Origin of the sequence: Inhella proteolytica, from assembly GCF_016093275.1 — a bacterium.
GTDB classification, from domain to species: domain Bacteria; phylum Pseudomonadota; class Gammaproteobacteria; order Burkholderiales; family Burkholderiaceae_C; genus Inhella; species Inhella proteolytica.
Genome location: NZ_JAEDAK010000005.1, coordinates 121,999 through 146,833, shown reverse-complemented (window position 1 = coordinate 146,833; position 24,835 = coordinate 121,999). Strand labels below are relative to the sequence as shown.

Genomic DNA, 24,835 nt, shown 5'->3' with positions numbered 1-24,835 from the left:
CCGCGAAGGTCCGTTGACAGCCTGAAGCCCCTCACCCCCGCGCCCCCCGCCTCTCCACCAACAAATACACCACCGGCACCACAAACAACGACAACAAAGGCGCCGTGATCATCCCGCCCACCATCGGCGCCGCAATCCGGCTCATCACCTCGCTGCCCGTGCCGCTGCCCCAGAGGATGGGCAGCAGGCCGGCCAGGATGACGGCCACGGTCATGAGCTTGGGGCGGACGCGCAGCACGGCGCCTTCGCGGATGGCGTCGAGCAGGTCGGCCTCGGTGCATCGCCCGGCGGCCAGTCGGGCCGCCCAGGCCTGCTTCAGGTAGATCAGCATGATCACGCCGAACTCGGCGGCCACGCCGGCCAGGGCGATGAAGCCGACGCCGGTGGCGATGGACTGGTTGAAGCCCAGCCAGTACAGGAACCAGATGCCGCCGGTGAGTGCAAAGGGCAGCGTGGCCATGATCAGCGCCGCCTCCGCTGCGCTCTTGAAGCAGAGGTGGAGCAGCACAAAGATGATCAGCAGCGTGGCGGGCACGACGATCTGCAGGCGCGCGCTGGCGCGCTCCAGGAACTCGAACTGGCCGGAGAAGGCGAAGGCGATGCCGGGCGCGGGCTGCACCTGCCGGGCCACGGCCTGGCGCAGGTCGGCGACGGTGGAGGCGAGGTCGCGGCCGCGCACGTCCACGAAGACCCAGCCCGAGGGGCGCGCGTTCTCGCTCTTGAGCATGGGCGGGCCGTCGCTGACGCGCACGGTGGCCACCGCGCCCAGGGTGATCTGCTCGCCCAGGGGCGTGAGGATGGGCAGGGCCTGCAGGGCCGGCACGGTGTCGCGCCATTCGCGCGGGTAGCGCAGGCTGATGGGGTAGCGGGCGCGGCCCTCCACGGTTTCGCCCACGGTCTCGCCGCCGATCAAGGTGGCCACCACCGATTGCACATCGGCGATGTTCAGGCCGTAGCGACCGGCGGCCTCGCGGTCGATGTCGACATCGACATACCGGCCGCCGGTCAGGCGTTCGGCCAGGGCCGAGGCCACGCCGGGCACGCCCTGCGCGGCCTTCTCGATCTGCTGGGCGACGCGCTCGATCTCGGCCAGGCTGGCGCCGCTGACCTTGATGCCGATGGGGCTCTTGATGCCGGTGGCCAGCATGTCGATGCGGTTGCGGATGGGCGGCACCCAGATGTTGGCGATGCCGGGCAGCCGGACGGCGCGGTCCAGCTCCTCCACCAGCTTCTCGGGCGTCATGCCGGGCCGCCATTGCTCGCGCGGTTTCAGGCGCACGGTGGTTTCGAACATCTCCAGCGGCGCGGGGTCGGTGGCGCTCTCGGCGCGGCCGGCCTTGCCGGTCACCGTGGCCACCTCGGGCACGGTCTTGATCAGGCGGTTGCTCTGCTGCAGCAGCTCGGCGGCCTTCTGGGCCGAGAGCCCAGGCAGGGCGGTGGGCATGTAGAGCAGATCGCCCTCATCCAGCGGCGGCAGGAACTCGCCGCCCAGGCGGCTGGCGGGCCAGAGCGCCGTCAGGAAGATCAGCGCGGCCACCAGCAAGGTGGTCTTGGGCCAGGCCAGCACGGCTTCGAGCAGCGGGCGGTAGGCCTTGATCAGCAGCCGGTTCAGCGGGTTGCGCTGTTCGTCGGGGATGCGGCCGCGGATCCACAGGCCCATCAGCACCGGGATCAGGGTGACGGCCAGGCCGGCGGCCGCGGCCATCGCATAGGTCTTGGTGAAGGCCAGCGGGCCGAACAGCCGGCCCTCCTGCGCTTCCAGCGTGAACACCGGGATGAAGGAGAGCGTGATGATGAGCAGCGAGAAGAACAGGGCCGGGCCGACCTCGACGGCGGCCTCGGTCATCACGCGCCAGTGTTCCTCGCCCTTGAGCGCTTGGCCCGGGTGAGCGTGCTGCCAGGCCTCGATGCGCTTGTGCGCGTTCTCGATCATGACCACCGCCGCGTCCACCATGGCGCCGATGGCGATGGCGATGCCGCCGAGCGACATGATGTTGGCGTTCAGGCCCTGCTGGCGCATCAGGATGAAGGCGACCAGGATGCCGAGCGGCAGCGAGACGATGGCCACCAGGGACGAGCGCAGATGCCAGAGGAAGAGCGCGCAGACCGCGGCGACGACGAGGAACTCCTCCAGCAGCTTGTTGCGCAAGTTGAGGATGGCGCGGTCGATCAGCTGGCTGCGGTCGTAGCTGGTCACCAGCTCCACGCCCTGCGGCAGGCTGGTCTTCAGCTCCTTCAGCCGGGCCTTGACGGCGGCGATGGTCTCGCGCGCGTTCTTGCCCGAGCGCAGGATCACCACGCCGCCCACCACCTCGCCCTGGCCGTCCAGCTCGGCAATGCCGCGGCGCATCTCGGGGCCGATCTGCACCGTGGCCACATCGCCCAGGCGCACCGGGGTGCGGCCGGCGCGCTTGAGCGGGATGGCGCGGAAGTCGTCCAGGCTCTGCAGGTAACCGCTGGCGCGCACCATGAATTCGGTCTCGGCCAGTTCCAGCACGGCGCCGCCGGTCTCCTGGTTGGCGGCGCGCAGGGCCATCAGCACCTGCTCGTGCGTCAGGCCCTGGCTGGCCAGGCGCAGCGGATCCAGCAGCACCTGCACCTGGCGCACCATGCCGCCCACGGTGGCCACCTCGGCCACGTTCGGCAGGGCCTTGAGCTCGTACTTCAGGAACCAGTCCTGCAGCGAGCGCAGCTGCGCCAGGTCGTGGCGGCCGCTGCGGTCCACCAGGCTGTACTGGTAGATCCAGCCGACGCCGGTGGCATCGGGCCCGAGGGCCGGGCGCGCCGTGGCCGGCAGCCGGCCCTGCACCTGGTTCAGGTACTCGAGCACGCGCGAACGGGCCCAGTACAGATCGGTGCCGTCTTCGAACAGCACGTAGACGAAGCTGTCGCCGAAGAAGGAGAAGCCGCGCACCGCCTTGGCGCCGGGCACCGAGAGCATGGTGGTGGAGAGCGGGTACGTGACCTGGTTCTCGACGATCTGCGGCGCCTGGCCGGGGTAGCTGGTGCGGATGATGACCTGCACGTCGGAGAGATCGGGCAGGGCATCGACGGCGGTGTGGCGCACCGCGAACAGGCCCCAGGCCGCGAGGCCCAGCGTGGCCAGCAGCACCAGGAAGCGGTTGGCCACGGACCAGCGGATCAGCGCGGCGATCATGGCTGGCTCCCGGTGGGCTGCGGCCGGATGCCCTTGAGGCTGGCCTCGGAGTCGATCAGGAACTGGCCGCTGGCCACCACCTGCTGGCCTTCGGCCAGGCCGGATTGGATGAGCGTCAGCGAGCCCAGCTCGCCGCCCAGCAGCACCTCCACCGGGCGGTAGCGGCCCTGGCCCTCGGCCAGCATCACCAGCGCGCGCTGGCCGGTGCGGATGACGGCCTCGGTGGGCACGGCCAGCGCCGCTGCCTGCGTGGCGCCGAGCAGGCGCACCTGGGCCGACAGGCCCGGGCGCAGCGCGCCGCCGGGGTTGGGCAGTTCGATGCGCACGCGCAGGGTGCGGGCGGCGTCGTTCAGCGCGGGCAGCAGCGCGGCCACCTTGCCGTCGAGGGTCTCGCCCGGGCGGCTGGCCAGCTGGATGCGCGCGGCCTGGCCGACGCGCACCGCGGCGGATTGCGCCTCGGGCACGCCCGCCTCCAGCCAGACGGTGCCCAGGCCCTGGATGCGCGCCAGCGTGGCGCCCGCCATCAGGTTCATGCCGGCACGCACCTCCAGTTCCTGGATGACGCCGGCGCGCGGCGTGCGGATGGCGACGCGGCTTTGCACCTGGCCGCTGGCCAGCACGCTGCGGATCAGCTCCTCGGGCATGCCGGCCAGGCGCATGCGTTCCTGGGCTGCGGCCAGCAGCTCGGCTTGGCCCAGGCGCTGCAGCGCCAGCGCTTCCTGCTGCACGGCGGCCCATTCGGGCAGCAGCAGCTCGGCCAGCAGGGCGCCGGCCGGCAGCACATCGCCGGGGGCGAGCGCAGGCACGCGCTCGACGAAGCCGCCGCTGCGCGCCTGCACCACGGCCAGCTCGCGTTCGTTGAATCCGAGCACGCCGCTGGCATGGATCTCCTGCGCCCCATGCGTGCGGGTGACGGTGGCCAGGCGCAGGCCCAGGTTCTGCGTGATGCCGGGATCGATGCGCACCGTGCCGGCGGCCTCGTCGGCGTCGGCGTACATGGGCACCAGCTGCATGTCCATGAAGGGCGACTTGCCGGGCTTGTCGAAGCGGGTGGCGGGGGACATCGGGTCGTACCAGTACAGCACCTTGCGTTCGGGGGCGGCGGGGGTCGGGGCGGTGCCGGCCGTGGCGGCGGCGTGGGGCGCGGCACTGCGTTGGGCCCACAGGTAGCCGGCGGCGGCGCCGGCGCCCAGCAGCGCGGCGGCGGCGGCCAAGGCGTAGGGCAGCTTGCTCATGGTTGGGCTCATGGTTGGGCTCCTGGTTGGACGTCGGTGGGTTCCGGGGCGGTGGTCAGCTGCAGGCGCGCGGCCATGGCGTCGCGCTCGCCCTCCATCGCGATCGCCTTGAGCAGCAGCTCGGCGCGTTCGCGGCGGGCGGCCACCACCTCGGTCAGGCTGGCGCGGCCGCTGCGGTAAGCGGCCAGCGTCAGGGCGATGCGCTGCTCCGCCAGGCTCAGCAGCTCGCCGCGGGCGCGCGCCACGGCGCGCTGCAGGCGCTGCCACTCGGCCAGGTCGGCGGCCAGCATCTGTTCGTGCTCGCGGCGCATGGCTTCGCGCTCGGCGTCCACCGCGCGGCGCTCGGCCAGCTTGGCGGCAATCTGCGGCTCCTGGCGGCTCTTGGGAAAGAGCGGCAGGTCCACGCTGAACATCACCGAGACCATGTCGCCAAAGCCCGGGCCGCGGCGCTGGTAGGCCAGCTCGACGCCCCAGTCGGGCTGCTTCATGGCGCTGGCCTCGCGCACTTCAGCGTCCAGCGTTTTCGCCATCGCGTCCACGGTGCGGAACTCGGGGTGCTGGTGCAGGCGCTGGTGCAGGGCTTCGGGCTGCGGCTGCCAGGCGGGCAGATCGCCCGCCAGCGCTTCGGCCGCGGCAGGCCCCACCCAGCGGCGCAGCTGCGCCACGGCCTGGGCGCGGCGGGCCTCCAGCTCGTCGCGCCGCTCAGCCAGCATGGCGGCCTCCTGGCGCGGCATCAGGGCGTCGGCCGCCATGCCCTTGCCGCCCTGCAACTGGGCTTGCACGGCGCTTTGGAAAAGCTGGTTCTCCTGCTCCAGCGCCTGCAGCTGGGCGAGCTGGTTTTCAAGCGTGCGGCGCTGGATCCAGGCCAGGCCGGCCTCGCGCCGCGCCAGCACGCGGGCCAGGGCCTGTTCGGCTTCGGCGCGCTCGATCCGGGCCTCGGCCACGGCCACGCGGGCGGCGCGCTTGGCGCCGCTCGGCAGCTCCTGCATCCAGGCCAGGCGCTGCATGGTCATGCCCTCGCGCCGCAGGCTGTAGCGCTCGGGGCCGGCGATGGGCAGGTTCTCGATGCCGAGGCTGAGTTTGGGGTCGGGCAGTTCGCCGGCGCTGCGCGCGGCCTGGCGGCTGGCTTCGATGCGGGCGGTGGTGAGGGCCAGCGTGGGTGCCTCGCGCTCGGCAAGGTCGAGCGCCTGCTGGAAGCTCAGCGGCGCGGCGGCCTGTGCAGCGCAGCACAGCGCCGCGGCCAGGATGGCAATGGATTTCATGGAGACCCCGAGGGAGTCGCGCCGCGCCGCCGGGGCGGGCGCAGGCCGGCCAGCGTGGCCGGAGCCGGATCAGCAGCGGATCAGGCGGCGCGCGGGGGGCGCAGCGGCGGAGCGGACTGCGGGCCGGCGTGGCCCTGGCAGGCCAGGGCGACGACGCCGCGCTGCGGCGCGGGCGCCGGCCAGGCGCTGTCGCTCTGCGGGGCCAGCACGCTGGCGGGGTGGCAGTCCTGCCCGGGCTGGCAATGAGCGGCCAGCGGGTCGCCGCAGCAGTCCATGTCGGGTGGGCAATGCGCCTCATGCGCATCGGCCTGCATGGCCGCCTGCGGGGCCATCTCCATCGGGCAGGGCGCCGTGGGGCGCAGCCCGGCCCAGCCGTACGCCGGCACCGCCAGGCTGACGAGCAGGAGCACGAGAAGGCGCAGGAGTTTCACGGCGCGTTTTTACCGCTCGGGGCCCTGGCAGGGATTGCCGTGCATCAAGAAAGCAGGCGGGTGCTGCGCAGGCGCAGCGCGTTGGCGATCACCGAGACCGAGCTCAGGCTCATGGCCAGGGCCGCGACCATGGGCGAGAGCAGCCAGCCGCTGAAGGGGTAGAGCAGGCCGGCCGCCAGGGGCACGCCCAGGGCGTTGTAGACGAAGGCGAAGCCGAGGTTCTGGCGCATGTTGGCGATGGTGGCCTGCGACAGCTGGCGCGCCATGGCGATGCCGCGCAGATCGCCCTTGACCAGGGTGAGGCCGGCGCTGTTCATCGCCACGTCGGTGCCGGTGCCCATGGCGATGCCGACATCGGCCTGCGCCAGCGCGGGGGCGTCGTTGATGCCGTCGCCCGCCATCGCCACCACATGCCCTTCGGCCTGCAGGCGCTGCACCAGGGCCAGCTTGTCGGCCGGCTTGACCTCGCCGTGCAGCTCGGTGATGCCGAGCCGCTCGGCCACGGCGCGCGCGGTGGTCCAGCCGTCGCCAGTGGCCATCACCACGCGCAGACCGGCGGCCTGCAGTGCGGCCAGGGCCTCGGGGGTGCTGGGTTTGACGGGATCGGAAACGGCCAGCAGGCCGAGCAAATTCCCATCCGCTGCCAGGTGCATGACGCTGGCGCCGCCGGCACGCAGGGCCTCAGCCTGGGGCCGCAGCGGCGTCACGTCCACGCCCTGCTGTTCCATCAGCGCGGTATTGCCCAGGGCCAGCGCGCGGCCCTCCACGCGGCCGTGCACGCCGATGCCGGAGCTGGATTCGAAGTCCTCGGCCGCGGCCAGTGGCAGACCCTGGGCGCGCGCCGCGACCACGATGGCGGCGGCCAACGGGTGCTCGCTGCCCTGATCCAGGCTGGCGGCCAGGCGCAGCACCTCGTCCGCCGCCACGCCGTCGACGCCCAGCGCGCGCTCGAAGCTCGGCTTGCCCTCGGTCAGGGTGCCGGTCTTGTCGACGATCAGGGTGTCGACCTCGCGCAGGCGTTCGATGGCGGCGGCGTCGCGAAACAGCACGCCCTGGGTGGCGCCGCGGCCGGTGGCCACCATGATGGACATGGGCGTGGCCAGCCCCAGCGCACAGGGGCAGGCAATGATGAGCACGGCCACGGCGTTGATGAGCCCATAGACCCAGCGCGGCTCGGGCCCGAGCAGGCCCCAGGCCAGCAGGGTGAGCAGCGCGATGCCCACCACGGCGAGCACGAACACGCCGGCCACGCGGTCGGCCAGGCGCTGCATCGGCGCCTTCGAGCGCTGCGCCTGCGCCACCATCTGCACGATCTGCGCCAGCAGGGTCTGCGAGCCGACCTTTTCCGATTGCATGACCAGCGCGCCGTTGGTGTTCAGCGTGGCGCCGATCAGCTTGTCACCCGGCTGCTTGCTGACCGGCAGCGGTTCGCCGGTGAGCATGGATTCATCGACCGCGCTGCGGCCTTCGAGCACCAGGCCATCGACCGGCACCTTCTCGCCCGGGCGCACGCGCAGGCGGTCGCCCACATGCACATGGCTGAGCGGCACATCGGCCTCGCTGCCGTCGGGCTCGATGCGGCGCGCCGTCTTCGGCGCCAGGCCGAGCAGGGACTTGATGGCGGCCGAGGTCTGCGAGCGCGCCTTCAGCTCCAGCAGCTGGCCCAGCAGGGTGAGCGAAATGATGACGGCCGCCGCCTCGAAGTACACCGCCACCCGGCCCATGGCCTGGAAGCCGGCCGGGAACCAGGCCGGCACCACGGTGGCGGCCAGGCTGTAGACAAAGGCGGCGCCGGTGCCCAGGCCGATCAGCGTCCACATATTCGGGCTGCGCTGGCGCACGGAGTCCCAGCCACGGCTGAAGAAGGGCGCGCCGGCCCAGAGCACGATGGGCAGGGTCAGGAGCAGCTCGACCCAGCTCTGCGTGGGCATGCTGAACCAGTTCAGGCGGTGCCCGGCCATGGCCAGCAGGGTGACGAGGACGGTGAAGGGCAGGCTCCACCAGAAGCGCCGGCTGAAGTCCTTCAGCTCGGGGTTCTCGTCCTCTTCCAGGCTGGGCAGCAGGGGCTCCAGGGTCATGCCGCATTTGGGGCAGTTGCCCGGGTGGTCCTGGCGCACCTCGGGGTGCATGGGGCAGGTGTAGACGGTGCCGGGTGCGGCAGGGACCGGCAGTGCAGGCGCGGCGTGATGGTGCGCGTGGCCGTGCGCGTGGTCATGCTCCATGGAGTGCTCGTGATGCGCAGGGTGCGCATGCGGGTCGGGCTGGTTTCGCGTGTCCATGGCCGTCCGATCAGAGTCTGGTTGTGTGGAGCCTCAGGCTTGACCCGATGGCAAGGTCAAGCCTGGTGCTAACGCGGCCAGAAGCGCGGCCCAGAGGGTCCAGGCGAGGGCCCCCATCACCAGCAGACCGATGGCGGCGCGCGATCGCCAGCAGGGAGGCGTGTCGCGGGGCTGGGGTGATGAGGGGGTGTTCATGGCCGCCTCACTTGCCAGGCTGAGTGGCCGCAGCGTCCATGCGCTCCATCATCATCTTCATCATGGACTGCATCATGTCCATGCGCTTTTCCATCATGGCCTGGCGATTGGCCATGTCGCCAGGCTTGGCGGTGCCCATCTTGGGGCCCATGCCGGCGCCCATACCACCCCCCATGCCGCCCATGCCGGACATGCCGGACATGCCCTCCATCATGGCCATGCCCTCGCGCATCAGGCGCATCTGCTCGGCCATCAGGGCCTGACGTTCCTCGGGGCTGCGCGCGGCCATCATCTTGTCGTGCTGGGCGCGCATGGCCTTCATGTGCTCGTCCATCTTGGCCATGCGATCGCCCATGGCGGATGCCGATGCCTTGGGCGCGGGGGCGGCGGCGGACGGGGCGGATGCGGGGTGATGGGCGGCGTGATCCTCGGGCTTGGTTTGGGCGGCGGCGGACAGCGCCAGGGCCAGGGTGGCCAGCGCGATGGCAGGGGTGCGGAGCATGGTGAATTCCTCGGTGAACTGGGGGGTGCGAGCGCGCGGGTGCGCGGACGCAGGACGCTGCAAAGTGCCGCGCCCTACCGGTTCAGCTTGAGGAAGCGGATCGACAGGGGCGGATCGCCCGGCGGTGCCACAGCGTCCAACAGCTGCAGTCCGGGGCCCGGCAGCGGGAGCTGCCATGGGCGGAAGGAGGCTGGCAGCGCGGCACCGAGATCTGGCAGCCAGCTCAGGCCGGCGCTCCAGGCACCGGCCTGGGTGTCATCGCAGGTCTTCAGGCACAGCACCTCGCCGGCATCGGAGGGCTGCGGCGCGCCTGAGTGCTCATGGGGATGCTCGTGGGCGTGCACGTGCCGCACCGGCTCGCTACCCAACTCCGCGCCCCGCGCCTGCAGCAGGCAGGCATGCGCCAGGCTTTGGGCAATAGCGAACAGCCAAATACCGACCAACCACCGGGCCACCAGGGCCTGGGTGCGAGGGCGAAGGCGGAAGGAGGTGGGCATGGTGGGTGCGGTGCTCCGCTGATGCTTGGCGCATCGGCACCCGAGAGCTTGCGCCAAGTCAAGCCCCGGCCGCAAGGGGCCGGGCGGCGGCGGCAGGTGGGGCCGGAGCTGGCGTGAGGACTGGACCCAGCCCCGCCTCCTGGTGCCGCACAAACCGCCGGCGGGAGAACGATGCATTTCCCGTTCGGCCCTCGATGACAGGGGCATCGCTTCCTAAACTGAATTTCATTCAGAAGCGGAGCCCATCAATGACCAAGGTCCTGGTGCTGAATTCCTCAAGCTGGGGCCATGGGGAAACCATGGCGGAGGCCGTGGCCCAAGGCGCGGCCAGCGTGGCTGGCGGGCAGCGACGGGTTCCGCAGCGTCTCGCAGAACGAATGGGATGACGCGTTCTTTCAGGGCCAGCACGTCGCCACCGTCACCACCGCGCCCATGCGGGGGCGCAGCACGCTCGCCGCTTGAACGCCGCTGAACCCCCGGCCCGGAGCGCACACGGTGCATCACCGGCCAGCCCGAGTGCAGCGCAGCTGCAGCCGAATGCCTGAACCGCCGGGCACCCAACCTTGACCTTCCCCTCGCCGTAAGGCCAAGCATGCGCGAACTCGTGCCTGTCGGATCCAGGTCCGTTCCCGCCCTTCCCGGAGATTTCCATGTCCCTTCCCATCTGGACGCGCCGCCGCCTTCTGTCTGCCGGTTTCGGCGGTCTCTCTCTCACCACGCTCGCCGCCTGTGGCGGCGGTGGGGGTGGTTCCGGCAACCCGCCCGCCCCGGCACCGCCCGACTACCGCCCGGTGGCCCAGCCCTTCCCCCTCTCGCTGCACAGCGCCGTGGCCCTGGACGCCCGCTCCGTCGCCGTGGTGGGGGGCTCGCGCGGCCAGCCCAGCTTCTCGGCCTCGGTGGACCTGTTCGACACCGAGGCGCAGCAATGGCGTATGGGCGCGAGCCTGAGCACCGGGCGCTCCCAGTCGCAGGTCCTGGCGCTGGACGCACAGCGCCTCTTTGTGCACGGTGGTGCGCGCTCGCTGTCGGGCTCGCGCACGGCCGAGTGGGTGGACCTGGGCCGCGGTACCAGCCAGCCCGCGCTGGCCTCACCCAGCCGGCTGGCGCATACCGCCACGCGCCTGCGCGACGGGCGCCTTCTCGTTGCCGGGGGCAGCAGCTCCGAGGGCTACTTCGGCGGCGTGAGCCCGACGCTGGAGCTGTGGGACCCGCAAACCGGTCAATGGCGTTTTGCCGCACGGCCGCTGCAGCAGCCCCGCCAAGGCCACAGCGCCACCCTGCTGGGAGACGGCCGTGTGCTCTTCGTGGGCGGCTTTACCGGCACCGGCATGGCCGCCAGCGCCGAGCTGTGGGACCCCGCCACCGAGACCAGCCAGCTCTTCAGCGACCCCGCGCTGGGCCGCGCCGGCCACGCCGCCCAGCTGCTGCCCAGCGGGGACCTGCTGCTGGCCGGCGGCGAGACCGGTGCCACGCCCCAGGCACCCAACCCGGGCGTGCTGCTGCTGCGCCGCGAGCCCTGGCGCGTGGAAGCCCTGGCGCCTGCCCTGCCCAGCCTGGCGGCTGCGTCGGCCATCACCCCGGGGGGCGCCTTGCTGCTGTTCGGCGGGGTGGATCCATCGGGTCAGGCCGTGGCTGCCGCCCTGCAGGCTGGCCCCGGCGTGCGCGCCCTCCCTCCGCTGCCCAGCCCGCGCGAATGGTTGAGCGCCACGGCCCTGCCCTCAGGGCGGGTGCTGCTGCTGGGCGGAGAGAACCGCGGCGCGCTGGCCACCAGCGGGCTGCTGTTCGGGTGAGCCTGCAGGGCCAGGGCTCGGCGCGCCCTGGGCAGCCCTCAGCGCCAAATGCGCTTGGGGCGCAGGCCACGGCCGATGGATCGTGGCCTGCAGTCTGTCGCACCGGGTTTGCGTCCCGCCTACGTCCTGCGCAGGATCCGGCGAAGCCGGTCCGCACTGGCGACACCTGGCCAACACCGACCCACCGGTAGCCCGATTTGAAGACCCCACGCACCCTTGCCGCCCTGAGCCTCTGCGGCCTCGCCACGGCCTGCGCGCTGAACCCACCGTCCCCCACCCTGCAAGCACCCGAGACCCCGGGCCAGCTCGACCGACACGCCCAGTACTTCTCCGATTCCGTCGAGTTCTTTCACGACAACGGTGGGGTGACCTGGAACCGCAGCGCCATGCTCGCCAACACGCAGAAGCACGTCTGCGGCCACTTCCGCCGCGAACTCGTGCCGGGCAGCCTGCGGGTCTATCCGATCAAGGACTACGGGGCCATCGCCACGGGTGTCCATCGCTTCTGCAAGTTCAAGTCCGGGGCCTGCGAGGGCGCGGCCGAGTTCGTCATCGTGTGGCATCAAGAGCAGGGCCGGTGGCAGATCACCCGGGTGCTGAGCTTCGGGCGCCGGGCGGTTTGACTGAGTGAGGGGCAGACCTTCATCGGCGGCCGCTCTTCTGGTCGACCACTTGCGAGGCAAGAATCGTCAGCGGTCTACCTCTACAACCTGCTGCGGGAGCCCCCCTTGGCACGAACCGACAAGCTCACCAAATTGGTCGCAGTCGTTGTTCAGTTTCCAGAACTCGCTGACAAAGACGCTGAGCGCCTCGCCGTGATCAGGGCGCGCGGCTCCATCCGCAGTGAAAACGAGCTCTACCTTGTTCGTCACCACGTCGATTTGCTTGAGGGTGCGCAAGAGCAGACCAAGGAACTTCTGCGGCTATACGAGTTGGTCGACAGGTATGAGCGCGAGCGCCCAGGAAGGGCGCTGAATGCGGCAGCTCAGCCAGGCTGACGGTCCGACGCACCACTTGAACTCGCACAGGAAGTCCCGCACATGGCATCAGGCTACTCAGGCACCCCCCTGGCCAAGAAGCTCGGCATCAAGGACGGCAGCCGCGTGCATGTGGTCGGCGCACCCGAGGGCTACGCCGCGTGGCTGGCACCCTTGCCGGCGGCGGTGCAGTTCGAGCCCTGGCTGACGCCGGACACCGACATCGTGCATCTCTTCACCGCCCAGCGCGCCGAGTTGCAGAAGGCGCTGACCACCTTGCGCGCGCAGCTCAAACCGAGTGCGATGGTCTGGGTGTCCTGGCCCAAGAAGTCCGCCAAGGTGCCCACCGACATCACCGAAGACACGGTGCGCGAGCTGGCGCTGCCGCTGGGCTTCGTGGACATCAAGGTCTGCGCCGTCACCGAGGTGTGGTCCGGCTTGAAGCTGGTGGTGCGCAAGGAGTTGCGCTGAGGCGTGGCGCGCATCAAGGCGGCCAGGCGGTGCGCATGGGTGCCCGTACCCCGGGGGGTGCGGAAGGCGCCTCCAATACCGACCTTTCGGCCGCGCGCCGCTGCCTCTCACCCTGTCCAAGCAACCCTCCGAACCATGAACCTCCAGACGAACTGGCTGGGCCTGCTGTTGCCCGCCCTGCTTCACCCCGCCGCGCAAGCCAGCGTGCCCAGCCACTGCCTGGCCGATGAGGTGGCCGTGGTGAATGCCTGGATGGGCCCGATGCGCGCCGCGGCGGAGGGCTACGTCAATGCCCGCAGCGGCAAGTTCCTCTCGGTGTGTGCGGACCGGGCCGAAGAACCGTTCCAGAAGCTGGTGTACCGCTACGGCGCCGCGGGCCAGGTGGAACTGGAAGAGGTCGCGAGCCCCACCCGGCCCTTCGCGGTCTTCAGCCGCCCCACCGGCCCGCGCATGGGCCAGGACCTCGTCTACTTCAGCAAGGGCGCCATCACCTACTACGTGGCCATCGCCGTGGGCCAAGGCAGCGGCGTGAGTCTCAAGGTCTTCGACCGCAAGAAGCTCATCGTCGACCGCTTCTCGGGCAATGCCGAGGGCGCGGACTTCTCACTCGGCCCGGCGCGATTGGACGTGGACCGCCCACGCTCGCCGGTCGTGCAGCAGCGGCAGCCGCCGCATGCGTTCTGATCAGCCCGGCCTTCCATCCGCCCGCGGGCGGCCGAGCCAGCTGCCGTAGCGCAAGGCCCAGCTCACACAAGCCAGCGCCCAGCCGCCGATCGCCGCCAGTGTGAGCGGCGTGGCCTGCGCGGGCCACAGGGCCGCCAGCACGCGCGCCAGCACCGCCGCCTGCAGCAGCAGGTAGAGCGCCCAGGCCGGGCCGTCCACGGCCAGCGGGCGGCCGCTGTGGCCGGCGCTGACGCGGGTGATCATGGCGATGAGCGTGCAGCCCAAATAACCCATGGTGAGCGCATGCAGCGGCGCCAGGCCCAGGCTGGCCTGGCCGGCGGCCTGCAGCGCGTTCGACGCCGCGCCGAGCGCAAACGCCAGGCCGAGCCAGACGAAGCCGCCATGCAGCATGGCCAAGAGGCGCAGGCCTTTGCCGCGCAGGCTGTGCAGCAGGCCCCAGCGCAGCGCCAGCCACAGCAGCAGGCCCGCGGCCGCGGCCTGCACCAGCGCCAGGGCGGCCAGCAGCAGGGCCGGCAGCGGGCTCCAGAGCGCGCTCGCAAAGCCGGCCAGTGCGGTGGCACCCAGGGCGCTCAGCATGGCCACCAGCAGCCACTCGGGCCGCCAGGCCTCCAGCGCCGGCAGCACGGCCTGGGTGAAGAAGGGCAGCATGCGGTGCGAGACGGCGGTGAACACCGGCGCCAGGAAACCCCAGAGGGCCAGCTGGATGGCCGCGCCCAGCAGCGCCGCCTGGCCCTGCCAGAGCGCGAAGGCAGCCAGGGCCAGGGCGAGCAGGCCGTAGGCCGCGGCGCCAGCCACGATCTGCGCATGCAGGCGGTCGGCCACCTGGCTGGCGCGCAGGATGTGCAGGTAGCGGCGCAGCAGCAGCGCCCAGCCGCCGGCCGCCACGGCCACACCGGCCGCCGCCAGCGGCGCGCCGAAGTGAACGCCCGGCAGCACCAGCAGCCAGCCCATCAGCAGCGCCAGCACGCCGGGCAGCAGGTCGCGTGCGTCCACCTCGGGCTGGGCCAGCCAGCGCGGGCCGGCGGTGAACAAGAAGCCGACGATGAAGAGCGGCATGAAGCTGAAGGCCAGCAGCAGGCCATGGGCCTGCGCTGGCGCCACCGCCCAGGGCGGCTCCAGCCCGCAGGCGCGCGCCAGCAGCACCGCGCCCCACCACAGCGCGCTGAGCGCCAGCCACACCGCGGCGCTGAAGAAGCCCAGGCGGTGCGGTGCGCTGAGCAGGCGCGCCAGGCGCCAGCCGCTCTGCGGAGGCGCGGGCGGCATGGGCGGCGGGGCCTGCATGTGCAGGGGAAAGGTGGCCACGGTGGTGGGCTCAGACTCCGGGGGCAGTCCCCAGGGCGATGCCGGGGGTGAGCAGGCGTTCCATCAGCTGGCGCACGCTGGTGATGTGCTCGCCAAAGGGCATGCCGCCGCGGCCGCGGAAGAACAGGCCGCCGCGGGTGTCGCCGCGCAGCGCGGCGGCCAGGCGTTGGTCGATGCAGAACTGGCCCCAGCCCTTCATGCCGTCGCGCAGGCCGCATTGCTGCAGGCAATCAAAGGCCAGGGTGCAGCGGCTCTTGACCTGGGCCACGGCCTGCAGCCGCGCTTCGGCGCCAAGGTATTTCTTCAGCCAGGGCGTGAGCACGGCGCGCGCCGGCAGGCCGGCCACGCTGGTGATCTCGACCAGGTCTTCTTCGCGCGCACCCGCCAGCACGCGCTTGAACTCGATGTCGGCGTCGCACTCGTCGGTGGCGACGAAGGCGGTGCCGAGCTGGGCGGCGTCGGCCCCCAGGGCCTGCACGCGCTGGATGTCCTCGCAGCGGCGGATGCCGCCGGCGGCGATCAGCGGCACCTGGCCTTCGACGCCGGCGTCGCGCAGCAGCTGGCGCACCGCTGGCAGCACGGTTTCGAACTCGAAGCGGGCGTCGTTGACGTCGGCGATCTTGGCCGCGCCCAAGTGGCCGGCGGCATGGCCGGGGTGCTCGATGACGATGGCGTCGGGCAGGCGCTGCTGGCGCTCCCATTTCTTCAGCACCAGGGCCACGCCGCGGGCGTCGCTCAGGATCGGAATGAGCGCGGTCTTGGGGTGTTCCTTGGCCAGGCCGGGCAGGTCCAGCGGCAGGCCGGCGCCCACCACCACGGCGTCGATGCCGTTCTCCAGCGCGGTCTTGATGGAGGCGGCGTAGTCGCTGACCGCGCGCATCACGTTCACGGCCACCAGACCGGCGCCCTTGGCGATCTCGCGCGCGGCCTGGATCTCGCGCGCCAGCGCTTCCTGGTTGGCGGCCTGGATGACGGCCTTCTTGGTCTCGTTCTCCGGCAGGCCCTCGCTGCGCGCCATCAGGTCGGGGTGGTGGCGGCGCAGGTCCACCGAGGAAATGGTGCCCACGCCCCCCTGCGCGGCCACGGCGCCGGCGAGGCGGTGGGCCGAGACGCCGACCCCCATGCCGCCCTGCACGATGGGCAGGAGCTGACGCCCCGCCAGGCTGAGGGCGCGCAGACCGGCGCGCGCGCGCGCCAGGTCCAGGGAGGCAAAGGCAGTCATGGCTCAGGTCCGGAAATTGCGGACCGCGAGCCTAGGGTTTCTGCCGGCGCGGGTCTTTGATGCAGTTCAAGCTGTCGCTTCGACCGAGCGCTTATTGCGGCCCGACCGCGCCCCCGGCCGGCCAGCTGCTGGGGCCGATGCGGCGAACTGTCATCTCGTAGACCTTGCGCGGTTCCTGGCCCTCGGCGATGCGCTCGCCGATCTCCGTCCACACCCCGTCCTTCAGCGTGGCGGTGTAGCGCAGGCGCGCGTTCGGGCCGGCGGCCGTGCTCCACACGAAACCGTCCGGCTTCAGCTCGAAGGGATGGTCGCCCTCGAAGCCCATGGCGTAGGAATAAAAGCCGTAGCTCTGCGTTTGCGGGCGCCAAGAAATGGTGCCGAAGGCGTTGAAGCGCAGCTTGCCCTCGGCGTCGTAGCCGCGGCCTTCCACCACGCGCAAGGTGCCGTCGAGCATGGGGCCGAAGCGTTCGGTCTGCGTCAGCTCAAGCCATTGGCCGTTGGGCAGCAGGGTGCGGGCGCTGCCGCGCCATTCGCCTTCGAAGCCGGCCAGTGCGCTCAGGGCCTGGCGCTGGGCGGCCTGGCGCACGGCGGGGTCGTAGGGATTCTGGGCGCGGGCTGCTTCGGGCAGGCCCAGCAGGCTCAGACCGAGGCACACCAGCACGCAGGCCAGCAGGGCGGTGCCGCGCGGCGGCTTGTGGGATTGGGTAGGCATGCCCACAGGCTAAGCCAGCGGGGCCGCACTTGCCTCCCCCCTGGGGAGGAGCCCGGGCCGAGGGCTTTCCATAATCGGCGCGTGGTCCAAGCCGCCCGCCCTTTCCTGGAGTTCCAGCGCCTGGATGCGTTGCAGCTGCCCCTGCCCGACCTGATGCGGGAGCTGCAGCGGCATCTGGACCGCTGCATCGGCCTGGATTCGCTGGTGGTGCACTGGTACGACGAGCAGGCCGGCATGAACGAGTTCTATGCCGACCCGGGCTGGAATGCCGAGGCCATCGAGGCCTATGTGGCCGACAACCGCCACGCCCAGGCCGTGCACCGCCGCATTGCGCTGCAGCGCCTGCAGGCGCGCCAGGTCTATGGCCTGGACGAGCAGGTGCTGCGCGGCCGCGAGGTGTACGACACCGTGGTGCGCCCGCTGGGCCTGGGTGCGGTGCTGAGCTTGCCCTACTGGCAGCCGGGGCTGCGCGCCATCGTCAGCTGCGTGCGCAGCGCCAGCGGCCCGCACAAGGGGCGCTTCGCGCCAGCCGACCTGCGCCAGGCCGAACGCCTGCAGGGCGCGCTGGGCGGGCTGCTGGCACGCGAGGCGGGCCCGCCCGCGCCGGCCCTGGTGCAGCCCGGTGCCGCGCTGATGGTGCTGGACGCCGACGGCCGCCTGCTGCAGGCCTGTGCCCGCGGCCGCCGCCTGCTGGCCTTGCTGGAGGCCAGCCCGGCGGGCGCAGATTTCCAGGCCCGGCTGCAGCAGGCGCTGGGGCGGTTGGAGACAACGGCCGATGCCACCGAGTTCGACCTCAGCTTGAGCGACGGCCGCTACCGCTTGCGCCTGCGCCCACTCGGTGCCCTGGGCACCGCCCGCCCCTGGGTGGCGGTGGAGTGGGACCGCCTGAGCCACCCCGAGCTGAAACTGCTGACGCTGGCGCGCGAGGCGTCCTTAAGCCGGCGCGAGCTGCAGGTGGCTCAGGCGCTGCTGGGCAGCGCGAGCGTGGAGGCCATCGCGCGCCAGCTGGGCGTGGCCGAGTCCACGCTCAAGACCCTGAGCCGCTCGCTCTACCAGCGCCTGCAGGTGAGCGATCGGCAGGGCCTGTGGCGCAAGTTCGCCGCGGCTTAGAAACCCGCTGACTTCGCCATTCGGCCACTGTGCCGATTTCGGGCCCGCGCGCGCCGAGCCGCCTCAAGCCAGAAGCGCCCGCGCTCCGCACAGTCACGCCCCGTTGCACCCCGGCCCACAAGGCCCGGGCCGCGGCCGATCCGTTCCCGTTTTCCACCTCCCCCCCTGCCCGCCGCTGCCGCCGTGGCCGCCGCGCGCCTCCCCCTTTTCGGAGTTCCCATGCAAGCGAAGAAGTCCCGCCTGTTCCTGGCGGTGTGCGCCGCGCTGGCCGCCACCGGCGCCCAGGCCCAACAAGAACCCCAGACGCTGCTGGAGCGCGTCGAGGTCACCGGCTCGTCCATCAAGCGTCTGGCCGACCAGGGCGCGCTGCCGGTGCAGGTGATCAGCCGCCTGGACATCGAGCGCAGCGGCGCCAAGAGCGCCGAGGACCTGATCCAGGCGCTGCCCTCGATGCAGGGCTTCACGGTGGCGGCCGAGTCCGTCAACGGCAGCGGCGGTGGGGTGCAGAACGCCTCGCTGCATTCCTTGGGCGCGCGCTACACCCTGGTGCTGCTGAACGGCCGCCGCCTGGCCGCCTACAACGCCGGCTCGGCAGTGAACCTGGCCAGCATTCCCCTCGCCGCGGTGGAGCGCGTGGAGGTGCTGACCGATGGCGCCTCGGCCCTGTACGGCTCGGACGCCGTGGCCGGCGTCGTCAACTTCATCCTGCGCCGCGGGCAGACGGACTGGGTGCTGAACCTCAGCCACAACCAGCCCGAGCAGAAGGGCGGCGCCAGCAGCAGCTTCTCGCTCTCCAAGGGCTTCGGCGACCTGGACAAAGACCGCTTCAGCCTGCTGATGACCTACGCGCACGACGAGCAGAAGGAACTCAACGCTGCCGACCGCCCCTTCGGCGCCTCGGGCATCCGCGAGTTCACGCATGGCGGCCAGCGCTATGCGCTGTACCAGCTGGCGGTGAACACCACGCCGGCCTCCGTCACGCTCGGCTTGAAGAACCCCATCGTCAAGGACGGCGAGCCCTACAGCGCCGTGACCTTCTCACCGAACTACCTGAAGAACGGCCAGTGCGCACCCAACACCGCGCTGACCACGGTGGGCCCCGACAAGGCCTGCTACTTCGACTTCGCCGCCACCGTGCAGCTGATCCCGGACTCGACGCGCGACAGCTTCTTCAGCGCCGGCCAATTCAAGCTGGACAAGAACACCACCCTGTTCGGTGAGGTGGTGCTGTCGCAGTTCGACCAGCGCGCCCGCTACGCGCCGGCGGCGCAGGGCATCGCGCTCTCGCTGGCCGACCCGCTCTACAAGGAGTACGTGCTGCCGCACCTGGCGACGATGGGCGTGGACCCAGCCAACGTCAGCCGCGCCACCACCAACAACCGCTTCGTCGATGCCGGCGGCCGCGCCAATCTGTACCAGACGCGCGCCCAGCACCTGGCCTTTGGCATCGAAGGGCAGTGGCGCGACTTCGACTACAGCGCCAGCCTGGTGCACTCCACCAGCCAGCAGGACAACGACTACGACGGCGGCTACATGAGCCGCAACTGCTACGCCGGCCTGGTGAGCGCCGGCAAGGTCAACCCCTTTGCCGCGGCCGGTGGCAACGCCGCCTTGTTCGCCCCCTGCGTGCTGCACGAGCGCGCCACCCGCACCGAGACGGCGCTGGACGTGCTGAGCCTGCGCGGTTCGGGCGAGCTGTTCAGCCTGCCGGCCGGCGGCGCCCAGCTCGGCGTGGGCGTGGACCTCGCGCGCCAGCAGTACGACTCCCTGCCCAGCCCCATCAACCAGGGCCCCAACAAGATCGGCGGCGCCAACGACACCGTGTTCGGCTCCTCCCCCGGCGCGCTGCCGGTGGGCGCCTCGCGCAACAACTGGGGCGCCTTCGGCGAGCTGCTGATGCCGCTCTACAAGGGCGTGGACCTGACCGCCGCCGTGCGCTGGGACGACTACGCCAAGGCCCGCAACCGCTACCTGTTCAAAAGCGACGGCACGCTGGACGCCCCGGGCAGCCAGGGCAATGCGAACAGCAAGTCCACCTACAAGCTGGCGCTGCGCGTGGCGCCCACGCGCGAGTGGCTGCTGCGCGGCTCGCTGGGCAGCGGCTTCAAGGCCCCGAACCTGGACGAGATCACCCAGCCGCTGCAGGACTTCGGTGTCACCAGCGGCAAGTACCCCTGCCCGGTGAAGGCCCCCGACCCGCGCGCGGTGGATTGCCGCGGTACCACCCAGTACGACCTGCTGACCGGTGGCAACCCCTTGAGCGGCGCGCTGGGCCTCAAGCCCGAGGAGAGCCAGAACCGCACCATCGGCTTCCGCCTGGAGCCAACGCGCAACCTGAGCTTCGGCATGGACGCCTGGTGGGTCAAGATGAAGAACCAGATCGTCGCCCTGCCCGAGACCTTCCCCTTCAAGAACCCGGCCGGCTACGACGGCCTGTTCCGCACCGTGTTCGACGCCGGCCTGGGCGCCAACAAGCTGGCCACCCTGCTGCCCAACTTCAACCTCGGCCGTTCGCGCTACAGCGGCATCGACTGGGAGCTCAGCAGCAGCAGCGACCTGGGCATCGGCAAGCTCAAGATCGAGTGGAACGGCACCTACATGCTGCGCTCCGAGGTCGAGATCGGCGGCGAGGTGGAAAGCAGCGTGGGCCGCTTTGACGGCTACAACAACGTCACCGCCCGCATCGTGCAGCGCCTGGCCGCCACGCTGAAGCAGGACGCCCTGTTCAGCCACACCCTGGCGTGGAACTGGCGCTCGGGTTACCACGACGCCGTGCAGACCGCGGAAGACGGCTCGATCAAGGTGGTGAATGCCGACGGCACGCTGGGCGACTACGCCACCGTGGTGCGCGACGTCGCCGCCTTCAGCACCCTGGACTGGCAGACCCGGCTGGACTGGAACAAGCACCTGAGCCTGACCCTGGGCGCCAAGAACCTGCTCGACCGCGACCCACCGCTGTCCATCCGCACCTCGGGCGGCGGCAACCAGGCCGGCTTCGACCCGCGCTACGCCAGCCCGCTGGGGCGGCAGTGGTATGTGACGGCGACGGTCAGGTACTGATCAGGCTGCGGCAATGCCGCAGGAGTTCGGCCGCCTGCGCGGGGTCGAACTCCCCATGCTGCACCTTGCGCACGCCCAGCTCGTGCAGGCGCAGTTGCAGCGTGGGTGCCAGCCCAAGGCGCGTCAGGCTGTGGCGCACGCATTCGAGTGCGCAGCCGTCGATCGCCAGCACCGTGCGGCCGCTCTCCACGGCGCGCTGCGCCAGCCGCACCAGCGGCTTCACGTCGCCACCCAGGCCGGCGATGCAGGACATCTCGGCCAGGCCCTCGCGGTCCAGGCGCACGGCCAGGTGGTTGGCCAGTTGGGCGGCGCTGGAGCAGCCCGAGCAGGAATAAACCAGCGGCAGTTCAGCGGCGGCGGGCGGACCGGACATGGCGCAAAGCTTGCCGCCCTACCGCGCGGCGCGCCTTGAAGCACTTCAAGCCCGACCCCGACGGCGACACTGCGCGCGATGTCCTCGCCCCTCCCGCCCGACGACCTGCTCAAGCTCGTTACCCAGACCATGCCTTTCGGCAAGCACCAGGGCCTGCTGCTGGCCGATCTGCCCAGCAACTACCTGGCCTGGTTCGCGCGCGAGGGCTTTCCCAAGGGCGAGCTGGGCCGGCTGCTGGCGCTGATGCACACCATCGACCACAACGGCCTCAAGGATCTGCTGCGACCGCTGCGCGACGGCCGGCGCTGAAGCCGGCGCACAGCGCCCATCCAGGTGAGCCAGCAGAACCATCCTCCCGCGGGTATCCCCCAGGCAGATTGGGCTTGATCTGAACGTTTACGTTTGTAGACTGAACGCCGTTTACAACCATAAACGCAAGCATGCGAATCAGTGAAGCGGAGCTCCATGTGATGGAGTTCTTGTGGGAGCGGGGCTCGGCCACCTCGGAAGATCTCGTCGCCGCTCTTGGGCCCGCCCAGGGCTGGCAGCCAGGCACGGTCAAGACCTTGCTGAACCGACTGCTGGGCAAGCAGGCGATTGCCGCCGAGAAGGACGGCCGCCGCTTTCTGTACCAGCCGCTGCTTCAGCGCGAGGACTGGCTGCGCGCCCAGAGCACGACGTTGCTGGATCGCTTCTTCAACGGCCGGCTCTCTGCGCTGGTAACGCACTTCGCGGACCAGCGACCGCTCAGCCCCGAGGACCGCCGCGCGCTTGCGGCCTTGCTGAAGGATCAGCCCGATGCCTAGCCTCCTGGTGTTCCACGGCACCCCCTTGCCCCTGCTGTTCTGCCTGGCGATCGCCTTGGTGGCCCTGCTGCGCCCGCTGGCCCGCGCCCTTGCTGGGCCGCAAGCGCAGTACTGGGTGTGGTGGGCGGTGCCGCTGTGCGTGCTGGCGGCTGCACTGCCGCCGCCCCCGGTTTCGATGGCAGCCGCGCCGCCCGCCGCCGTCCAGGCCCTGGACCAGGCCAAGCGCCAGGCCCTGTCTGCGCTGCAACTGCGAGCTCCGGCCCCTGCCGCCCCCAAAACCATGCCGGATGCGGCTTCCGGCAAGAGCTGGCAGCCCGTCCTGGCCGCGGCCTATGGCTTTGGGGTCCTGCTGCTGAGCGCCGCATTCGCGCTTCAGCATCGACGCTGGGCACGCGAGCTCAGCTGGGACCGTGAGCGCGGCCGTTGGGCGCTGCCCGCTGGCTTCAGCCCCGCAGTGGTGGGCCTGCTGCGACCACGTCTGGCCTTGCCGGTGGACTTCGAGCAGCGCTTCACGGCGACCGAGCAGCAGCTGATCCTGGCCCACGAACGCGTGCACGCGCAGCGCTGCGACACGCTGTGGAACCTGTTGGCCACCCTGCTGCTGGTGCTGAACTGGTTCAACCCGCTGGCCTGGTGGGCCCTGCGCCGCTTCCAGCGCGACCAGGAGTTGGCTTGCGACGCCAGCGCACTGGCGGCACTGGATCGCAGCGCCCGCCAACCCTATTGGGACGCCTTGCTGAAAGCCCACGCCCTCAGCCCATCCTCCGCACTCGCTCATGGCTGGCGCTCGGCTCACCCCTTGATCGAGCGACTGCGCTGGGTCAAGCAGGGAACGAACCGACGATCACGTGTCCTGCTGGTCAGCGCCGCCCTGCTGGCCGCCCTGCCCGCATTCGGGGTGTACGCCACCCATGGCGCGGCCGTGCAGCCGCTGGGAGACCCCACGGTGGTTGCGGCGGGGGCGGTAAGGGTGCTGGCTCGTTCGCAGGTTGACGGCGGTACCTGGGCGGAGAGTTGGACGGACTTCAAACCGAAGCTCAGCCAGGTGGCGCAATCCACCCACACCCTGGATGGCCAACCCATCTACGCCGAGCTCATCAGCATCCAGACCGATCACGACGGCAACCTGGCCGGCTGGGTCGTGGTGGGCGAGCAGGGCGCCGTTTCCCTGCCGCGGCACCCAGGGCGGCCAGACCCCGCACAGTTGGGTGGCCAGATCACGTCGCTCAAGCCCGGCTCCTGGCAGGCCACGGAACTCCAGACCCGGGCCGGCCATCGGGTGCGGTTCGAGTACTTGCTGATGCCCAGCCAGGCCCAGAGTCCTGCCCGCTAAGGCAGCCCGCGCCAGAAGAGCGCCACAAGAGCGCCTGACCTTCAGGGAGGTTTATGTCGACTGCAACGACAGGGCTGAGTGCGTTGATGCCGCCCAGCCTGCTGCTACTGAGCACCGCCGTGCTGGCCTGGATGTGCGCCGGCACCTTGGCCAGGCTGTTGCCGAAGCTCTGTGCCGAAGCCAATCTCTGCCTGCTGGCCTGGATCACGGGGCATCTTGCCGGTGGAGCCCTTCTGTTCGGGTTGGCGCTGCACACCTGGACGAGCGCGCCCATCCAACTGAAACCGGGACTGCTGCTTGGGCTGCTGACCATGACCCTGCCGCCCGCACTGACCTTTGCACTGGTCGACCGGGCCCTGCGGGCGGACACCCAGCGCCAAGTCGCGCAGTGGCAGCGTGACGGCCTGACGGGCTTGTTGACGCGACGCGCCCTGATGGAGCGTGCCGGCACCTTGCGACGCAGCGCGGACGGCAGCGGGATCGCCGTCATCCTGCTGGACCTGGATCACTTCAAGTGCATCAACGACCGGCATCTGCACAGCGGCGGCGACCGGGTGCTTGTGCATGCGGCGCGCCAGCTGCAGGCTGGACTGCGACTGACGGACCTGGTGGCGCGAATCGGCGGCGAGGAGTTCTGCATCCTGCTGCCGGGCGCCAGCTCGGCTCAGGCACTGGAACTTGCCGAGCGCTTGACCACCGAAGCCAGGGCGCAACGCGTGCGCATGGCGGATGGCAGTGAGCAGCGCTACACCTTCTCGGCAGGCTGCGCGGAATCAGCCGCCATGCCCGACGACGATGCGGCGTGGGCCGGCCTGCTGGAACGCGCGGACCGCGCGCTGTACGCAGCCAAGCGGTCGGGGCGGGATCGCGTGGTGCCGTGGAGCACCGAGCTGGCGTGCACTCAGGCTTCGGCGGGCGAGCACTCATCCAGCCTGCCCACTCCGAACAGTGCGCCGCCGCACGCAACGGGCTCGGCGCTGCCGTCGGTCTTCGCCTAAGTTCCAGCAGGCGCAGATGCACCGGGTGGCGGGCTGCGCAGGCCCTCCCGGTGCCGCTCGGCGCCGTCGTCGCCGATCACCTCCCAGCCCGCCTTGGAGCCGACGAACAGGTGGTGCCGCACGCGCAGACCCTCGCCGCCGACGCTGATCGTGCCGGCTGGCACGAACAGGGTGTTCGCATCGTTCTCGCCCGGCACGCGCGCGCCGCAGTGGCGGCAGAACCAGGTATGCCAGTCGGCCCCCGGCTTGCTCCACTGCGCAATCGCCTCCTGGCCCTGCAGCCAGCGCAGGCGCTTCTTGGGCACGACCAGCACGGCGATGCCGTTGGCACCGGTGGCGCGCCGGCAGATCGAGCAGTGGCACACGTAAATGCCACCCGGGTCGCCGTCGATCTCGAAGCGGACGGTGCCGCAATTGCATTCACCTTGCAGCATGGCTT

General features: G+C 71.0%; 23 protein-coding genes. 11 read left to right on the top strand and 12 right to left on the bottom strand.

What is annotated here, in order from left to right; translation table 11 throughout:
* Positions 1–31: 31 nt before the first annotated feature.
* From I7X39_RS09120 to I7X39_RS09090, 7 genes are all read right to left on the bottom strand, one after another.
* The gene (locus I7X39_RS09120; protein ID WP_198110842.1) at positions 32–3,157 is read right to left on the bottom strand and encodes an efflux RND transporter permease subunit; all 3,126 of its coding nucleotides are present in this window, start codon (positions 3,155–3,157) and stop codon (positions 32–34) included.
* Positions 3,154–4,404 carry an efflux RND transporter periplasmic adaptor subunit gene (locus tag I7X39_RS09115; RefSeq protein ID WP_198110841.1) on the bottom strand — a complete coding sequence of 417 codons (1,251 nt, stop codon included), beginning with the start codon at positions 4,402–4,404 and terminating at the stop codon, positions 3,154–3,156. Before I7X39_RS09115 ends, I7X39_RS09120 begins: the two co-directional genes overlap by 4 nt.
* Entirely contained in the window at positions 4,401–5,654 is a 1,254-nt protein-coding gene (locus I7X39_RS09110) for a TolC family protein (RefSeq protein ID WP_198110840.1), read from the bottom strand. Before I7X39_RS09110 ends, I7X39_RS09115 begins: the two co-directional genes overlap by 4 nt.
* 80 nt (positions 5,655–5,734) lie before the next feature.
* The gene (locus tag I7X39_RS09105) at positions 5,735–6,085 is read right to left on the bottom strand and encodes a hypothetical protein (RefSeq protein ID WP_198110839.1); all 351 of its coding nucleotides are present in this window, start codon (positions 6,083–6,085) and stop codon (positions 5,735–5,737) included.
* Positions 6,086–6,129: 44 nt separating this feature from the next.
* Positions 6,130–8,307, bottom strand: a complete 2,178-nt coding sequence (locus I7X39_RS09100; protein WP_232351858.1) for a copper-transporting P-type ATPase — start codon at positions 8,305–8,307, stop codon at positions 6,130–6,132.
* 259 nt (positions 8,308–8,566) lie between these two features.
* Positions 8,567–9,061 (bottom strand): hypothetical protein, encoded by a 495-nt coding sequence (locus I7X39_RS09095; RefSeq protein ID WP_198110837.1) that lies wholly within the window; start codon positions 9,059–9,061, stop codon positions 8,567–8,569.
* A 74-nt stretch (positions 9,062–9,135) separates the two neighbouring features.
* On the bottom strand, positions 9,136–9,558 hold the full coding sequence (locus I7X39_RS09090; protein ID WP_198110836.1) for a hypothetical protein: 423 nt from the start codon (positions 9,556–9,558) through the stop codon (positions 9,136–9,138).
* 650 nt (positions 9,559–10,208) lie between these two features.
* Here I7X39_RS09090 and I7X39_RS09085 point away from each other — a divergent pair.
* From I7X39_RS09085 to I7X39_RS09065, 5 genes are all read left to right on the top strand, one after another.
* Positions 10,209–11,348 carry a Kelch repeat-containing protein gene (locus tag I7X39_RS09085; RefSeq protein WP_198110834.1) on the top strand — a complete coding sequence of 380 codons (1,140 nt, stop codon included), beginning with the start codon at positions 10,209–10,211 and terminating at the stop codon, positions 11,346–11,348.
* Between the two features lie 197 nt (positions 11,349–11,545).
* Positions 11,546–11,971: a nuclear transport factor 2 family protein gene (locus I7X39_RS09080; protein WP_198110832.1), complete on the top strand. Its 426-nt coding sequence runs from the start codon at positions 11,546–11,548 to the stop codon at positions 11,969–11,971.
* Positions 11,972–12,076: 105 nt separating this feature from the next.
* Positions 12,077–12,346, top strand: a complete 270-nt coding sequence (locus I7X39_RS09075; RefSeq protein ID WP_198110830.1) for a hypothetical protein — start codon at positions 12,077–12,079, stop codon at positions 12,344–12,346.
* A 42-nt stretch (positions 12,347–12,388) separates the two neighbouring features.
* Complete coding sequence (locus I7X39_RS09070) at positions 12,389–12,796, top strand: DUF3052 domain-containing protein (protein WP_232351843.1); 408 nt, start codon at positions 12,389–12,391, stop codon at positions 12,794–12,796.
* 135 nt (positions 12,797–12,931) lie between these two features.
* The gene (locus I7X39_RS09065; RefSeq protein WP_198110828.1) at positions 12,932–13,480 is read left to right on the top strand and encodes a hypothetical protein; all 549 of its coding nucleotides are present in this window, start codon (positions 12,932–12,934) and stop codon (positions 13,478–13,480) included.
* On the opposite strand, the gene I7X39_RS09060 is transcribed toward I7X39_RS09065, so the two are convergent.
* From I7X39_RS09060 to I7X39_RS09050, 3 genes are all read right to left on the bottom strand, one after another.
* Positions 13,481–14,782, bottom strand: coding sequence for an NnrS family protein (locus I7X39_RS09060; RefSeq protein ID WP_198110826.1), 1,302 nt, complete (start codon positions 14,780–14,782; stop codon positions 13,481–13,483).
* 10 nt (positions 14,783–14,792) lie between these two features.
* Positions 14,793–16,004: an NAD(P)H-dependent flavin oxidoreductase gene (locus I7X39_RS09055; RefSeq protein WP_198110824.1), complete on the bottom strand. Its 1,212-nt coding sequence runs from the start codon at positions 16,002–16,004 to the stop codon at positions 14,793–14,795.
* Between the two features lie 91 nt (positions 16,005–16,095).
* Entirely contained in the window at positions 16,096–16,716 is a 621-nt protein-coding gene (locus I7X39_RS09050; protein ID WP_198110822.1) for a DUF1579 domain-containing protein, read from the bottom strand.
* Positions 16,717–16,797: 81 nt separating this feature from the next.
* Between I7X39_RS09050 and I7X39_RS23680 the strand changes: the two genes are divergently transcribed.
* Together I7X39_RS23680 and I7X39_RS09040 are read left to right on the top strand one after the other, a co-directional pair.
* Positions 16,798–17,826 carry a helix-turn-helix transcriptional regulator gene (locus tag I7X39_RS23680; protein ID WP_198110820.1) on the top strand — a complete coding sequence of 343 codons (1,029 nt, stop codon included), beginning with the start codon at positions 16,798–16,800 and terminating at the stop codon, positions 17,824–17,826.
* A gap of 219 nt (positions 17,827–18,045) precedes the next feature.
* On the top strand, positions 18,046–20,886 hold the full coding sequence (locus tag I7X39_RS09040; protein WP_198110818.1) for a TonB-dependent receptor domain-containing protein: 2,841 nt from the start codon (positions 18,046–18,048) through the stop codon (positions 20,884–20,886).
* Here the strand turns inward: I7X39_RS09040 and I7X39_RS09035 are convergent.
* Positions 20,876–21,259, bottom strand: coding sequence for a putative zinc-binding protein (locus I7X39_RS09035; RefSeq protein WP_198110816.1), 384 nt, complete (start codon positions 21,257–21,259; stop codon positions 20,876–20,878). The genes I7X39_RS09040 and I7X39_RS09035 overlap by 11 nt on opposite strands.
* A gap of 78 nt (positions 21,260–21,337) precedes the next feature.
* Here I7X39_RS09035 and I7X39_RS09030 point away from each other — a divergent pair, with 78 nt between their 5' ends.
* The 4 genes from I7X39_RS09030 to I7X39_RS09015 all read left to right on the top strand — a co-directional run bounded on the left by I7X39_RS09030 (position 21,338) and on the right by I7X39_RS09015 (position 24,396).
* Positions 21,338–21,568, top strand: a complete 231-nt coding sequence (locus I7X39_RS09030) for a DUF3820 family protein (protein WP_198110815.1) — start codon at positions 21,338–21,340, stop codon at positions 21,566–21,568.
* A gap of 131 nt (positions 21,569–21,699) precedes the next feature.
* A complete protein-coding gene (locus tag I7X39_RS09025) occupies positions 21,700–22,065 on the top strand; it encodes a BlaI/MecI/CopY family transcriptional regulator (protein WP_198110813.1) in 366 nt (121 codons plus the stop codon).
* A complete protein-coding gene (locus I7X39_RS09020) occupies positions 22,058–23,398 on the top strand; it encodes a M56 family metallopeptidase (protein WP_198110811.1) in 1,341 nt (446 codons plus the stop codon). Before I7X39_RS09025 ends, I7X39_RS09020 begins: the two co-directional genes overlap by 8 nt.
* 86 nt (positions 23,399–23,484) lie before the next feature.
* Entirely contained in the window at positions 23,485–24,396 is a 912-nt protein-coding gene (locus I7X39_RS09015) for a GGDEF domain-containing protein (protein WP_198110809.1), read from the top strand.
* Here the strand turns inward: I7X39_RS09015 and I7X39_RS09010 are convergent.
* Positions 24,393–24,830 carry a GFA family protein gene (locus I7X39_RS09010; RefSeq protein ID WP_198110807.1) on the bottom strand — a complete coding sequence of 146 codons (438 nt, stop codon included), beginning with the start codon at positions 24,828–24,830 and terminating at the stop codon, positions 24,393–24,395. The two genes, I7X39_RS09015 and I7X39_RS09010, sit on opposite strands and share 4 nt — an antisense overlap.
* Positions 24,831–24,835 lie beyond the last annotated feature (5 nt).